The sequence below is a fragment of the Streptomyces sp. TLI_146 genome (assembly GCF_002846415.1).
Taxonomy (GTDB): domain Bacteria; phylum Actinomycetota; class Actinomycetes; order Streptomycetales; family Streptomycetaceae; genus Streptomyces.
Genome location: NZ_PJMX01000001.1, coordinates 7,230,673 through 7,244,940, shown reverse-complemented (window position 1 = coordinate 7,244,940; position 14,268 = coordinate 7,230,673). Strand labels below are relative to the sequence as shown.

Annotated in this window: 10 protein-coding genes and 1 tRNA gene; 7 read left to right on the top strand and 4 right to left on the bottom strand. The window is 67.6% G+C overall.

Annotation, left to right across the window (positions count from 1 at the left end; translation table 11 throughout):
- Window positions 1-159 precede the first annotated feature (159 nt).
- Window positions 160-1,839 (bottom strand): cytochrome bc complex cytochrome b subunit, encoded by a 1,680-nt coding sequence (locus BX283_RS32230; RefSeq protein ID WP_101390953.1) that lies wholly within the window; start codon window positions 1,837-1,839, stop codon window positions 160-162.
- Window positions 1,840-2,895: 1,056 nt separating this feature from the next.
- On the opposite strand from BX283_RS32230, the gene BX283_RS32220 reads away from it, so the two are divergent.
- The 5 genes from BX283_RS32220 to BX283_RS32185 all read left to right on the top strand — a co-directional run bounded on the left by BX283_RS32220 (window position 2,896) and on the right by BX283_RS32185 (window position 8,418).
- On the top strand, window positions 2,896-3,426 hold the full coding sequence (locus BX283_RS32220; RefSeq protein ID WP_101390952.1) for a DUF6879 family protein: 531 nt from the start codon (window positions 2,896-2,898) through the stop codon (window positions 3,424-3,426).
- On the top strand, window positions 3,410-4,243 hold the full coding sequence (locus BX283_RS32215) for a helix-turn-helix transcriptional regulator (protein ID WP_101390951.1): 834 nt from the start codon (window positions 3,410-3,412) through the stop codon (window positions 4,241-4,243). Before BX283_RS32220 ends, BX283_RS32215 begins: the two co-directional genes overlap by 17 nt.
- Window positions 4,244-5,397: 1,154 nt before the next feature.
- Window positions 5,398-6,603 (top strand): helix-turn-helix domain-containing protein, encoded by a 1,206-nt coding sequence (locus BX283_RS32195; RefSeq protein ID WP_101390947.1) that lies wholly within the window; start codon window positions 5,398-5,400, stop codon window positions 6,601-6,603.
- Window positions 6,604-6,716: 113 nt separating this feature from the next.
- Window positions 6,717-6,983 carry a hypothetical protein gene (locus BX283_RS32190; RefSeq protein WP_143676507.1) on the top strand — a complete coding sequence of 89 codons (267 nt, stop codon included), beginning with the start codon at window positions 6,717-6,719 and terminating at the stop codon, window positions 6,981-6,983.
- 328 nt (window positions 6,984-7,311) lie between these two features.
- Complete coding sequence (locus BX283_RS32185; RefSeq protein WP_101390945.1) at window positions 7,312-8,418, top strand: methyltransferase domain-containing protein; 1,107 nt, start codon at window positions 7,312-7,314, stop codon at window positions 8,416-8,418.
- 633 nt (window positions 8,419-9,051) lie between these two features.
- Here the strand turns inward: BX283_RS32185 and BX283_RS32180 are convergent.
- Window positions 9,052-9,139: transfer RNA gene (locus tag BX283_RS32180), tRNA-Leu, on the bottom strand.
- A gap of 322 nt (window positions 9,140-9,461) precedes the next feature.
- On the opposite strand from BX283_RS32180, the gene BX283_RS32175 reads away from it, so the two are divergent.
- Window positions 9,462-10,736 (top strand): DUF2254 domain-containing protein, encoded by a 1,275-nt coding sequence (locus BX283_RS32175; RefSeq protein ID WP_101390944.1) that lies wholly within the window; start codon window positions 9,462-9,464, stop codon window positions 10,734-10,736.
- Window positions 10,737-10,881: 145 nt separating this feature from the next.
- Window positions 10,882-11,337: a peroxiredoxin gene (locus tag BX283_RS32170; protein WP_101390943.1), complete on the top strand. Its 456-nt coding sequence runs from the start codon at window positions 10,882-10,884 to the stop codon at window positions 11,335-11,337.
- A 152-nt stretch (window positions 11,338-11,489) separates the two neighbouring features.
- On the opposite strand, the gene BX283_RS32165 is transcribed toward BX283_RS32170, so the two are convergent.
- Together BX283_RS32165 and BX283_RS32160 are read right to left on the bottom strand one after the other, a co-directional pair.
- Window positions 11,490-13,025 (bottom strand): aldehyde dehydrogenase family protein, encoded by a 1,536-nt coding sequence (locus BX283_RS32165; protein ID WP_101390942.1) that lies wholly within the window; start codon window positions 13,023-13,025, stop codon window positions 11,490-11,492.
- A 226-nt stretch (window positions 13,026-13,251) separates the two neighbouring features.
- Window positions 13,252-14,190: a beta-ketoacyl-ACP synthase III gene (locus tag BX283_RS32160; protein WP_101392698.1), complete on the bottom strand. Its 939-nt coding sequence runs from the start codon at window positions 14,188-14,190 to the stop codon at window positions 13,252-13,254.
- Between the last annotated feature and the right edge of the window lie 78 nt (window positions 14,191-14,268).

Genomic DNA, 14,268 nt, shown 5'->3' with positions numbered 1-14,268 from the left:
GCAAGGGTGTGGGGACAGAAGCGACTGGAGTGTTCCAAGAACAGCGAGCAATACGGAAGACCCAGTGGCGTATCCATGTCGAGCGGCGGTACGCAAGACGAACAGGACCCCGCCGCGACGACCGGCGGGGCCCGTGTTCCGTACTGATGCCTGTTGCCGCTAACGCGGCTGGCGCTCCTGCTCCTCCACCTGCTCGTGGCCGTGGCCCGAGGCCTGGATCTGCTTGTACTCCTCGACGGTCGCCTTGGGGACGTGCGAGCCCGGCCCGTACAGGGCCTTGGCGAGCTTGGCGCGCAGCCGCTGGGAGCGGGGGACCTTGCGCCGTACGCCGTTCTCGTCGACCTCCGGGCCCAGTTCGAAGGGCGCGGGCTGCTCGTGCGCTGTGAGCTTGTAGAGCTGGCCCTGGTCGAGCGGCTCGTGCACCTCCACGTACTCACCGTGCGGCAGCCGCTTGATCATGCCGCTCTCCCGGCCGTGCAGCGCCTTGTCGCGGTCGCGGAGCTGGAGTCCGTGGCAGATGCGCTTGGTGACGATGAAGGTGAGCACCGGTCCGGCGAAGAAGCTGATCCGGACGAACCAGGTGATCGAGTTGATCGAGAGGTGGAAGTGGGTGGCCCACAGGTCGTTGCCGCCGCCGATCAGACACACGAAGTACATGGCCAGCCAGGCCGTGCCGAGGCCGGTGCGGACGGGGTGGTTGCGCGGCCGGTCCGCGATGTGGTGCTCGCGTTTGTCCCCGGTGACCCACGCCTCGATGAACGGATAGGCACCGATCGCGGCGAGCAGCACCGGGAACAGCATGAAGGGGATGAGGACGCCGAGGGCGAGCGTATGGCCCCAGGCGTTGATCTCCCAGCCGGGCATCACCCGGATCAGGCCCTCCGAGAAGCCCAGATACCAGTCGGGTTGGGCGCCGGTCGAGACGAGGTCCGGCCGGTAGGGCCCCATCGCCCAGACGGGGTTGATGGTCGCCACCGCACCCATGATCGTCAGCAGCCCGAAGACCAGGAAGAAGAACCCGCCCGCCTTGGCGGTGTAGACGGGCATCAGAGGAGCACCCACCACGTTCTTCTCGGTCCGCCCGGGACCGGCGAATTGGGTGTGTTTGTGGTAGAAGACCAGGATCAGATGGGTGACGACCAGCCCCAGGATGAGCCCCGGCAGCAGCAGCACGTGCGCCGAGTAGAGCCGGGGAATGATGTCGTGCCCGGGGAACTCTCCGCCGAAGAGGAAGAAGGAGATGTACGTGCCGACGATCGGGATCGACAGGATGGCGCCGTCGGCGAACCGGATGCCGGTGCCGGAGAGCAGGTCGTCCGGGAGGGAGTAGCCGGTGAGGCCGGTGATGAGGGCCGTGAACAGGATGGTCCAGCCGAACAGCCAGTTCAGCTCGCGGGGCTTGCGGTAGGCCCCGGTGAAGAACACGCGCATCATGTGCACAAGGAGACCCGCGCAGAAGACCAGCGCGGACCAGTGGTGGACCTGACGGATCAGCAGCCCGCCGCGTACGTCGAAGCTGAGGTCGATGGTGGACTCATAGGCCCTGGTCATCCGGACGCCGCTCAGCGGGGTGTACGAGCCGTGGTAGACGACCTCCACACCGCTCGGCTCGAAGAAGAGCGTCAGATAGATGCCGGTGAGAATGAGGACGAGAAAACTATAGAGGCAGATCTCGCCGAACATGAAGGACCAGTGGTCCGGGAAGATCTTGCGCATCTGGGTCCGGGCGATGGAGTAGATGCCGAGGCGCCCGTCCGCCCAGTCGGCCAGCTTCTCACCCTTCGCCGGCTCTTTCGGTCGCGCTGTGTCCTCGGTGCCGCTCCTGATATCGGTACTCATGCGTCTCCCCCTCAGGCGTTCCATCCCTCAAGGCCTGTAACAGGGTAGACATCCGAACACCCGGGCCAACAGCCCCCGCCCGGCCGCGAGTTGAGTGACCCGGGCCACGTGGTGACGCTGTACCCCGGGCGGGGGGGTCGGCCGCGGGCACCCGCCGGACGCCTCGGATACGTCCGGCGGGCGCCCGCGAGTCAGGCGCCGAGCGGGAGCTCGCGCGGCACTTCGCGCGCGAGGAGTTCCCAGGTGGGCTCGGCCATGGCGGTGACGACTGCGGCTGCGGCTGTGACTCTGGCTGTGGCTGCGGCTGTGACTCTGGCTGTGGCTGTGGCTGTGGCTGTGGCGTTCAAGTACTGCTCCCCTGCGAGGTGTTCGGTGGGGTGGGGGTGACGGCGGGGATGGCGGTGCCGACGGTGCGGGGACAACGGCGGCTCGCGATGGAACACCTAAGAATACCTACCGAGCGGTTCATTTTTCCAGCCGCTGCCCAACCTCAAGCAGGCCTCAAATGCCACAGAAGACCCGGTAAAGGGATCTTCCACCGAACGGAACCAGGCACTACGGTCTTGTTTCGATGGCATACGCCGCGCCGGGCAGCGGGTCACGCACATCGGGGCGGTCAGGAAGCCGCTCACCACGAACCTGGTCCGTGTGTACCGCATCCGGCTGGAGCGGGAGTCGCGAGGGGTGCCGGGCCTCCCGCTGTTGGTCATGCGTTGGTCGCGTGGCCAACCCTCACGTGCGCGTGACTGGTCAGGGTGCTCAAGATCCTCTACCCGACAACACGAATATTGACGAAGTGCCATAGACCTGGCATGCGGGCCCGGCCTACCGTCCTCCTGGCGACAGGGAACGCCCCTGCACCCGAGAAGGGGAATCATGGCGCGTGAGGAACTGACAGCGTCGGCGGACCCAACTGTGACGACGCCGATTGTCCGAACGTCTACCGGACCAAGAGCGGTTCGATCGTCGTCCAGGGTGACGTGTCCCATGCCTTCACTCCGCTCCCGGGCGAGGGACTGGTGGAGATCCCGGAGCACGTTCTGAGGGAGGCTGTCCGTGCTCTTGGATGGTGACGACTGGCGCCGCTCCTTCGACGCCTTCGAGCGCGAAGCGTGGCGGTTCGAGGCGCAGCCCACGTACACCATGCCCAAGGAGCAGGAGAACGTAGCCCGCTTCCTGCGCGGTGAGGACAAGCCCACCGGCCACAATGCCCGTTGGCACGAACGAGTGCGTGGGTACATCGAATCCGGCAAGCGCATCGGACGTGTCCGCATCGTGCGTCAGCCGCTCACCGACTACCAGCTGTATCAATTCGCCTGGGGCATCCCCGGAAACATTTCCGCTGGGGAAGACATTCGCATCTTGGATGTGACGCTTGACGACTTCGGGTTGCCGCTCTCAGGCCGAGACTGGTGGATGTTCGACGACTCCCGCATCGTCCACCTGAACTTCCGCCCGGACGGAACTCAGATAAATCGTGAAGCGTACGAAGGTGATCCGACCCCCTATCGGGAGTGGAAGCGGGTCGCCAGGGAGCACGCAGTACCTTTCGAGGAGTACGTGAGGGGCCTTGACGCTCGACCCTGACCAGCTAGGCCAGTCGAAAGCTGACCTAGCAGAAACACTCCGCAGCATGCGAAAGCGAGCCGGGCGTACTCAAGTCTGGCTAGCTCGGCGCTGCAATATTTCTCAGACCAAGTTGAGCAATATCGAGACTGGTCGAGTCACCCCTGGTCTTGTCGATGTTGAGTTGATTCTCAGAGCCCTCGATGCGCCTCCCGAACTCTTGGCCGAAGTTACTGCCCTGGCGCGGCTAGCCAATACAGAGCGGCAAAGTAAGCGGGCATCGTGGCGAAGAGGGCTGGAGAAGCGACAAGCCGAGCTGGCCAGCCTTGAAGGGGAAGCCTCGGCGCTCCGCTACTTCCTGCCTGCGATGGTGACGGGACTCCTCGCCACACCTGAATACATCAGGGCCAGCCTAAGTAACTCCCCAGTGGACACAACCAAGACGGTCGCGAGGAAGCTGGAACGGCAAGCAGTCCTCTACGAAAGCACGAAACATTTCACGTTCCTGCTGACAGAACAAGCTGTCAGGTGGGCCGTTGTCCCGCCTGCGGCTATGGCCGTCCAGATGGATCGGCTCGCCTCAATTTCCCACCTGCCCAATGTGCGTATCGGGGTCATCCCTACAGGCACAGTTGTGGGTCGTGGGCCCATGAACACCTTCACCGTCTATGACCAGCGGCTGGCGACTGTCGAGACATTCACCGGCCGTATTGTTTTCCAGGACGCCAGGGATATTGCGGAACATCTCGAAGTTTTCCGCATGTACGAGCGTCACGCATTGTTCGGCGACGAAGCCAGAGCCTTGCTCGGCCGGTGGGCCGCAGACTGCCGTGCGTGATCATTTACCCCACAACGACAATAAAGGCCGGCCGGAGGCGGCATCAGGCAGACACTCGTCAGGTACCGAATACGCCGACGAGAGGAAGCCATGACCAGTCCGCTCAAGTACCCGGAACCGCCGGTGGAGTTGGCCGGAGCCGTGGAGACATATCTGTACGACTGCACCCCGGCGGAAGGTTGTGGTGTGTGCGTGGCTCTCGTGAGGGAGCTCAGGGAAGCCAAGGCGGCGAAGAAGTGGAGTGCGGCGTACGACGCTGCGGCAGAGGTGCGCAATCACCCCCACGCGAAGCGGGGGAAATGATGGAGATGCAGGAATGGCGCGATGCCTGGGACCGCGCTCAGAACGCCACGGACGCGCTCAGGGAAGCTCTGAACGGTATGGGGGCTGAGGCGACTCGGACGGCGCGCTTGCGGCCCATGCTCAGCCGCAAGGGGACGGCTTGGGTCGAGGTGGGTCAGCTCCCGGCATACCTGGCCGAGAGAGTCGCCGAGGTGATCCGGCTCGGGAGCCTCGACCACACCGGTCAGTCATGAGTGAGCTTGCGCCGCAGCTGAGCTGCGGCGCCGGGGCGTCGCCATCCGCTTCCTCGACCCCCCTGAGCCGTGGTCGCGTGGGTCGATCCTCGCTACGCGGACCTCGTGGAGTTCTTCCGGCAGCCCCACATCGGCGGCTCTGTCCACTGCCCCAAGTGCTACGGCGTCCGCGACTGCGTGTTCGTACTCAAGTGGCAGAGGGAGCGGCAGGAGGCCGAGCGGAAGCGGCTCTGCTCCACCCGGACGGATCAGGACCTGGTGTTGGCCCGGGACGGCTTCAAGCTCCACCGAGGCGAGGCAGGCGGCTCCCAGGGCCCTGAGAAACGCAGAAAACCCCAGATCAACTGGGGTTTTCGCTGGTGTCCGAAGGGGGGACTTGAACTCTCCACTCGGACACTCAGACACCAGCACTTTATAGCTCTGACCTGCTCGACGACCCGCGACACACCGCAGAGTTGACCGCTTCCGCTGGTCATGCATTCACCCTGTTTCGGGCCCTTTCGGACCGCTGTTGGTCATGCGTTGGTCACGTGGTCAACGGGACTGGAGCGCGTCCGGGCCAAGCCCGTGCGGCGTACCGTAGTCCCGAGGCGCTTCACTCTTCCGACAGGCAGGGCCATGGCGACAACACTTGGGGACCGGCTGATCGAGCTGCGCATGCGTCGTGGCATGACTCAGGAGCAGCTTGCCGAGAAGTCTCAGCTCAGCGTGGATACGGTTCGGAAGCTGGAGCAGAACCAGCGGATGACGGCTCGAATGAGCACGCTCAACAAGTTCGCGCGGGCGCTGGACGTGGAGACGTCTGTACTTCTCGGAGCGCCCAGGGTGTTGGAGCCGAGCGACGGAGGAGAGCCGCCGAGCCTCCTCGCGTTGAGGCAGGCAGTCACCCCGGTATCGGGGTTTCCAGGACTCGGTGAGCCTGACGAGGTGTCGCCGCCTACAGTCGCCCAGCTTCGCGACAGCATCCGAAGCACCGAGCGGATCCGTCGCCAGGGTGAGTTAACGAAGATCACCGCACTGCTGCCGACCCTTTTGGCCGATGCCCGTGCCGCCGTCCATGAGTACACGGGCGCCGATCGTGCAGCGGCCTGCGGCGTGCTTGCCGAGGCGTACCAGGTGGCAGCCACGACGCTCACCGCGTTCGGCAAGGAGGACGCTGCCTATACGGCTCTGGAGCGGTCCATGGCTGCCGCGAAGGAGTCCGACGATCCACGCTTGGAAATCATCGGGGTCTCGTCGCTCTCTTGGATCTTTTCCAAGCAAGGGCGCGTGACGGATGCCGAAGAAGTTGCAGTCCGGATGGCGGAGCGCATCGAGCCCGGTTTCAGGTCGGCGCCGATCGACCTGTCGCTGTGGGGGATTCTTCTGCTTCGCGGCGCCAGTGCCGCAGTCCGGGCGGAGCGCACCGACACGGCCGAAGAACTGCTGTCGTTGGCCACGGCGGCAGCCGCACGCATCGGTGTTGACCGACTCGACTACGCGACGCCCTTCGGACCGACGAACGCCGGAGTGGCGACGGTGAACGCGTACGTGGACATGGGAAAGCCGGACAAGGCTCTGAGCCACGCCAGACGCATCACCAACTCGGCTAGTTTGCCGCCTACTTGGCTCGCCCGGCATCATCTGGACCGCGCTCTGGCCTACGCGGAGATGAACCGTGCCCCAGAAGCTACGAGGGCTCTACTGGCTGCTGAACAGACAGCCCCTGAGTGGATGCGCTACCACTCCACATCCCGGCACCTCATCGCGGAGCTGCGGGAGCGCGAGCGGCGCCGTAGTTCCCCCATCAGAGATCTGGCGATCCGTTTGGAGATTGAGAGCTAACTGGGACACTGCGTCCTACCTGATTTGAGCACTCGCACGCCCTGTCCCTGGGCTGAGCTCGCTTCCGGCTGCACGGTATCCGCAAGAGATGAAGCGGCCCGGAGGCATGGAGCATGACGAACGCACGTGAGCCTGGAACGGCCCCGGTAGCGGACTGGAAGCGCGGCACGGCCGTATTCGACAGGGGCAGTCAGATGGTGGGCGTGGTCCACGAGCAGCACGGCACGAAGCTGATCCTCACTCGTCCCTCGGGACTTCGCTGGCACACCCGTACCGTGGCCGTTCGGGCCGCCAATGACAGGGAGCTGATCCAGCTCAGAGCGCTGGTCAGACATAACCGCAACGTGCGCGCCCCCGCCGCCATCAGGGGCGAGAGGTGAGTCGATTACAGGGGCTGGAAGATCATCCGTGACGGTTCCTTCTGGGGCGGAACTTTGGCTCTCCTCAGCTGGGGCACAGCAGCTCTGATCATCACTCTGACCGCCACCGGCAAGCTCACCCCCTGATCATCCGCTCCCTGCTGGTGTGAGGTCCCGGCGGGGAGCGGGCTGCACCCCCATCCACCCCATCCATAAGGAGAGTGAGGACATCATGGGCAAGAAGGGCGGAGACCACTCCGGGAAGCCGGACACCTCCGACAGTGACGGCCACCGCGACAGGCCGCCGGGGCCGACCAAGCCGTACGAGCCGCCGAAGAAGTGAGGGCCCATGGCCAGCCAGCAAGAGCTCGTCGAGTGTCTGGAGAGCAAGAGCGTTCTACCCAAGGAATGGCGGCATACCGTCGCCTCGGTGGACCGGTCTCTGTTTGTCCCCGAGGTGTTCGAGGGCGGCGACATCAGCGCCGATCCCGAAGCCTGGGCGCAGTTGGTCTACAGCGACGTGCCGGTAGTCACTCAGGTCAACGACGGACAGGAGACCCCGGAGGGGGCGTTCCGACTGTCCACGTCGTCCTCGTCGATGCCGTCGGTCATGCTCGAAATGCTGGCCCTGCTCGAAGTACGAGACGGCAACACCGTGCTGGAGATCGGCACGGGCACCGGCTACAACGCGGCCTGGCTCTCCCACCGATTGGGCGATCACAACGTGTTCAGCGTGGAGGTGGACGCGGAAGTGGCAGCCCTCGCACGGCAGAACCTGAAACACGCCGGGTTCCGCCCAACCGTCGTGGCCGGCGACGGCCGCCACGGATACCCGGGAGGTGCCCCGTACCGGCGAATCATCTGTACATGCACCATGCGCGAGATCCCGCGAACCTGGCTGGAGCAGTGCCCCTCGGGACGGATCGTCACCCCGTGGGGCAGTAGCTTCTTCAGCGGCTCCTACGCCACGCTCGACGTGGTGGACGGCGAGGCGCAGGGCGGGTTCTCCGGCTATCCCGCCTTCATGTGGGACCGCTCGCACCGGGCCGGAGCGGGACGGATCTCTGAGCTGTACCACCAGGAGGAGGGGGAGAAGGGCACGACCGAAATCGCTCCGCAAAACGTCATCCAGGACGATCCGGCGTTCTTCACGAGCCTGAGTGTCACTGACGCCTGGTACCGATGGTGCGATGCGGACGACGACAGCGGAGAGGCCACGCTGTGGTTCTTCTCCGACGATCGGAAGTCGTGGGCAACCGTGGAATACGCCCCCGGCGCGGAGACATACGAGGTCGAGCAGTACGGTCCCCGAGCCCTATGGGCCGAAGTACAGACGGCCTTCCTCAACTGGCATGACCTAGGGAAGCCCGGCCGTTCCCGATTCGGGCTGTCGGTCGATGGCAGCGGACAACGCGTATGGCTGGACGACCCGAACAACGTCATCAGCCGGCCATAGGCTCGAACGAACGAATGCCCCTGCCGATTCGGCAGGGGCATTCGTTGATTTGTTCGAGCTGATCAGAGCAGCGCCAAGAAGGGTTCGGGAGCGGTTCCGGGTGCTTCGGCGCGGGGGCATCCACCGGGGCCGGGGCCGGGCGGTAGGCGTCGAGCTGGACGACCGTGGCGCGGTTCACGTCGCGATCCCGAGCGGAAGCGGCTCGGCTCCGCCTGGGCGGATCAGGACCTGGTGTTCGCTCGGGACGGCTTCAAGCCCTATAGGGGTGAGGCAGGCGGCCCCCAGGACCCCGAGAAGGTATCCGCACGGTGCGCGCACCCTCCGGAACCGGCTGCACCTGCCGGACGACTTCCGCATCCACGACTGGAGGCACAGCAAGGTCGCGAACGATCTGGAGGCCGGGGAGAACCCCGTAGAGGTCTCTGCTAACGTGCGGCACCACTCGCCGTGGCTACACGATGGCCCGCTACGGGCACTCACGTAAGGACGGGGCGCGCAAGCTCGCCGCCTCCGGTGCGGGCCGCGGCCTCTCATCCCTGGTCTGACCAGGCAACTCTCTGGGCTGTTGGTCACGCGATTGGTCACGCCACACCCCAGAAACGCAGAAAACCCCAGATCAACTGGGGTTCTCGCTGGTGTCCGAGGGGGGACTTGAACCCCCACGCCCGATAAAGGGCACTAGCACCTCAAGCTAGCGCGTCTGCCATTCCGCCACCCGGACCAGGTGTGTGTCTCGCGGGCTTTTCCCCCGCGGCGACAGAGATAACTCTACCAGGGGTTTGAGGTGGTGTTCACCCGCATATTGCGTGGTCAGGCGATCGCCGGGCCTTGGCATGGGTGACGTTCGGGCTCTTCGGCCATGGATCGCCGGGGTGGGGGCCGAGGGTGGCCGTGCGCGCACCCAGCGTGAAAGTCGCAGAGGGCGCGTCCGCGCCACCATGTGGGTACGGCGGTGGGCTCGCCGGGCGTGGGGCGCAGGTCGTGCGGGGCGCGGGCCCTAGCCTCGGGGTGTGGGCAACGGCGAGCGTTATCGGCGGCCCCGGATGCTGTCGCCGCTGCGGGAGCATCTGCGGGACACCTTCTGGTTCGCGCCGAGCGCGGCGCTGGCGCTGGTGTGCGTGCTGTGGCAACTGGCGTTCTGGCTGGACACGGCGATCGTCCAGGAGCTCCAGCGGCAGCGGGAGTACGACGCTGTCAGCGATCTCATCGGGATCGTCGACGATCTGAAGACCGTGATCACCACGGTCAGCTCGGCGATGATGACCTTCATCGGTGTCGTCTTCAGCATCTCGCTGGTCGCCGTGCAGATGGCGAGCGGGCAGTTCACCCCACGTGTGGTGCGGATCTTCGTACGGTCCCGGATCACCAAGCTGACCTTCGCCGTCTTCCTGGCGACCTTCGCCCTGTCGCTGCTCGTCCTCACCTCGTACAGCGGGGAGACCGATCCCAAGATCGTCGACAGCGTGCCCTTCACCCAGAGCCTGCTCACGATCGCCATGGTCACGCTGAGTCTGCTGCTCTTCATCGCGTACGTGAACGCCACGCTGCGGCTGATGCGCGTCGGGCACGTCGTCGACCGGATCACCACCGAGGCGTTCCGGGTGGTGCACAAGATGCCGCGGGGACGGATGGGCGACGAGCCGCCGGCGGCGGAGAGCGGGCAGATCGGGCACAGCGGGCGCGCCGGGGTGCTGCGGGACGTGAACATCGCGCGGCTCGTGCGCGCGGCCCGGCGCCAGGGCGTCGTGCTGCGGCTGATCCCCAGGATCGGGGACTTCGTGGTGCCCGGCACGCCCGTGCTCGCGGTGCACGGCGGGCGGGCGCCGTCGCGCGGCGCGCTCGGGTACACCGTGTCGGTGGGGGTGGAGCGCACGTTCCACCAGGACCTCGGGTTCGGGCTGCGGCAGCTCTGCGACATCGCGCTGCGGGCCCTCTCCCCCGCCGTGAACGATCCGACGACGGCCGTGCAGTGCCTCGACCGGATCGTGCAGCTGCTCGCCGAGCTCGCCCACCGGCCGCTCGGCGCGGTGGGACACCGTGACCGCCAGGGTGCCGTACGGCTGGTGCAGCCCGTCCCCTCCTGGGAGGACCTCGTCGACCTGGGCTTCGCCGAGATCCGTATCTACTCCGTCGGCAGCCCGCAGGTCACCCGGCGGCTCGTGGCGGCCCTGGACGAACTGCTGCGGCTCGCTCCCGAGCAGCGGCGCCCGCCGCTGCTGCGGCACCGCGCCCTGCTCGTCCAAGCCGTGGAACGAGCCGTTCCGGAGGCGGCCGAGCGCTCGTTCGCACTGGAGGCGGACCGGCAGGGGATCGGCTAGGGCTCGGCGTCACATTCCCGTCGTCGCCCCGAGGGCGGCCCTGCCCGTGCCAGGCGTCGCGGGGCAGGTGGGAATGCGACGACAGTCCGCTGCGCCCGTGCGCCCCGGGCCCCGCCCTCCCCGCCGCCAGTGGTTGACTGCGCCCATGAGAATTGGCGACAAGGTCGACGACTTCAAGCTCCCCGACGAGACGGGCACCCCGCGTACCCTCTCCGAGCTGGTGGCCCAGGGCCCGGTGGTGCTCTTCTTCTACCCGGCCGCCTTCACCCCCGGCTGCACCGCCGAGGCCTGCCACTTCCGCGACATCGCCGGGGAGTTCCGGGCGCTCGGGGCCCAGCCGGTCGGCATCAGCGCCGACGCGGTGGAGCGGCAGGCGGAGTTCGCGCAGAAGCACTCCTTCGGCTATCCGCTGCTCTCGGACCCGGACGGCACCGTACGGGAGCTGTTCGGCGTCAAGCGCGGGTTCAGCATCGCCCCGACCAAGCGCGTCACCTTCGTCATCGACACCGACCTGCGGGTGCTGGAGGTCGTCAAGAGCGAGATCCGGATGAGCGTCCACGCCGACCGTGCCCTCGCCGCCCTGCGCCAGCGCGGCGCGTAGGCCTTCGGTATCCCCAGCCCCCGTATACGGGCCGATTTTTCCGTGCCGGTTTCCCCGTACGCGTGCGGGAACGCCCTCGCTCCGGCAGGCCGGGGCCGGGGCAGCACCCCGGCTCCGGCCGGCCGTCCGCGTACCCGGGAGGCCGACGCCTCCTACGCGTACGACTCCGGGAAGTTCCCCGGCAGCCGCTCCCCCGCCGGACCCTCGGTCACCGCCCGCACCAGGAGCTCGCCGCCGACGAAGGCGCCGCGCCACGAGGCGCCGTAGCCGCCGAACAGCTCCTCGCGGTCGCCGCGCGAACGCGGCTTGCCCCGGCCGACCTTGAACGCCCGGATCTGCGGCGCCAGGCGCGCGTACGTCTCGGGGTCGTCGGTCGACAGGCTGGCGACCAGCGCCCCGTTCGACGCGTTCATGGCGGCCAGGAGCTCCGCCTCCGTGTCGACCAGGACGATGGTGTCGACCGGGCCGAACGGCTCCGCGTGGAACAGCGGTGAGGACGACGGCGGGTTGAGCAGGGTCACCGGCGGCAGATACGCGCTGGTGTCCTGGCCCGGCAGGAACCGGCCGTCGGCGAGGCTGCCCCGGTGCAGCGGGACGGCGCCCCGGTCGATCGCCTCGGCGACCTGGTCGTCCAGCTCCTTCGCCTTCGCCGCGTTGATCAGCGGCCCGAAGTCCAGCCCGGGCAGGGCGTCTTCGGGATGCTCGACCGCGAGGGGGTGGCCCGTGCGGACGGTGTGGACCGCCGGGAGGTACGCGGCGAGGAACCGGTCGAAGAGCGCGCGCTGCACGACGAACCTCGGATACGCGGTGCACCGCTGCTTGCCGTAGTCGTACAGCTTCGGGATGACGGCGGACAGCGCGTCCCAGTCCGAGTAGTTCCAGATTCCCCAGGTGTTGAGTCCTTCCTGTTCCAGGATGTGCCGCTTGCCGATGTCGGTGACGGCCGTGGCGATGCGCGCGCCGGTGTCGCGGCCGCCCACGAACGACACACAGCCGATCTCCGGCGAGCGCACCAGGGCCTCGGAGAGCTCGCCGCCGCTGCCGCTGACGAGGGTGACGGGGATGCCCTCGCGCGCGGCCAGCGCACTGGCCAGGGTGAGGCAGGAAAGGCCGCCGTCGGTCGGGGTCTTGGCGATGACCGCGTTGCCCGCCAGTGCCTGTACCAGCATCGCGTGAACGAGCACGCTCATCGGATAGTTCCAGCTGGCGATGTTGGAGACGGGGCCGTCGAGCGGGGTGCGGCCCTCCAGCATCGCGTCGATGTTCTCCACGTACCAGCGGACTCCGTCGATGGCCCGGTCCACGTCGGCCTGGGCCAGCTTCCAGGGCTTGCCTATCTCCCAGACGAGGAGCAGGGCGAGGAGTTCGCGGTGTTCGGTGAGCGCGTCGAGGGTGGCTCCGACGCGGGCACGGCGCTCGGGCAGCGGGGTGTGCCGCCAGGCGCGGTGCTGGTCCAGGGAGGCGCGGACCGCCTGTTGGGCGGTGGGCGCGTCCAGTCGCGGCGGGCCCGCGATGGGGCTGCCGTCGATCGGGCTGGCGGCCGGCAGGGCGCGTCCGTCGGGCCGCCACTGGCCGCCCCAGAGGTTGAGGACGCGGTCGTCCCGGAACGCCTCGGGGGCGATCGCCCGGCAGCGCTGCCAGGCATCGGCCCAGGCGGTGCCGGGCTTGAGGATGAGGGTGGGTGCCATCTGTGGGTCTCCGCTCAACTAGGGCGGGGCAGGAGGTGGCGCTGGCCGCCCTCGCACCGGGCGGCCGTACGGCGACGTTAGTGACTCGGGGACCTGCCGCGATACGCACCCACGGTCAATTATGAGTGACATCACTTGAGGCCGGGGGCTGTTGGGGCGCGGAGAACCCCCGGTCCCGGCGTCCGGTCACGCGCGTTTCAGCGGTCCCACTCGCCGCCGGGTTCCGTCACGGGCAGCGGACGACCTGTCCCGCGTACGACAGGTTGCCGCCGAAGCCGAAGAGCAGGACCGGGTCGCCGGTGCGGATCTCGCCGCGTTCCACCAGTTTGGACAGGGCCATCGGGATGCTGGCGGCCGAGGTGTTGCCGGAGTCGACCACATCGCGGGCGATCACCGCGTTCACCGCGCCGATCTTGCGGGCCACCGGCTCGATGATGCGGAGGTTGGCCTGGTGCAGGACGACGGCGGCCAGCTCCTCGGGGGTCACCCCGGCGCGCTCGCACACCCGGCGGGCGATCGGCGGCAGCTGGGTGGTGGCCCAGCGGTAGACGGCCTGGCCCTCCTGCGCGAAGACGGGCGGGGTGCCCTCGATGCGTACGGCGTGGCCCATCTCGGGGACCGAGCCCCACAGGACCGGGCCGATCAGCTCCTCGTCCGCGGCCTCCACCACGGCGGCGCCCGCGCCGTCGCCGACCAGGACGCACGTGGTGCGGTCGGTCCAGTCGGTCACCCCGGTCATCTTGTCGGCGCCGATGACCAGGGCCCGGGTGGACGAGCCGGCCCGGACGGCGTGGTCGGCGGTGGCCAGGGCGTGTGTGAAGCCCGCGCAGACCACGTTGAGGTCCATGACGGCGGGCGAGCCCATGCCGAGGCGGGCGGCGACCCGGGCCGCGGTGTTCGGGGAGCGGTCGATCGCGGTGGAGGTGGCGACCAGGACCAGGTCGATGTCGGCGGGGGTCAGCCCGGCGGCGGCCAGCGCCTTGGCGCCGGCGTGCGCGGCCAGCTCGTCGACGGGTTCGTCGGGCCCGGCGACGTGGCGGGTGCGGATGCCGACCCGGCTGCTGATCCACTCGTCGCTGGTCTCGACCATGGCGGCGAGCTCGTCGTTGGTGAGCACCTTGGCGGGCTGGTAGTGCCCGAGCGCGACGACGCGTGAACCTCGCATGCCGGTCATGCCGCGGTTTCCCCTCGTAGGACATCAGGAGCCATCCAGTCTTCGTGGCTACCGACCGGTACAGGGGCA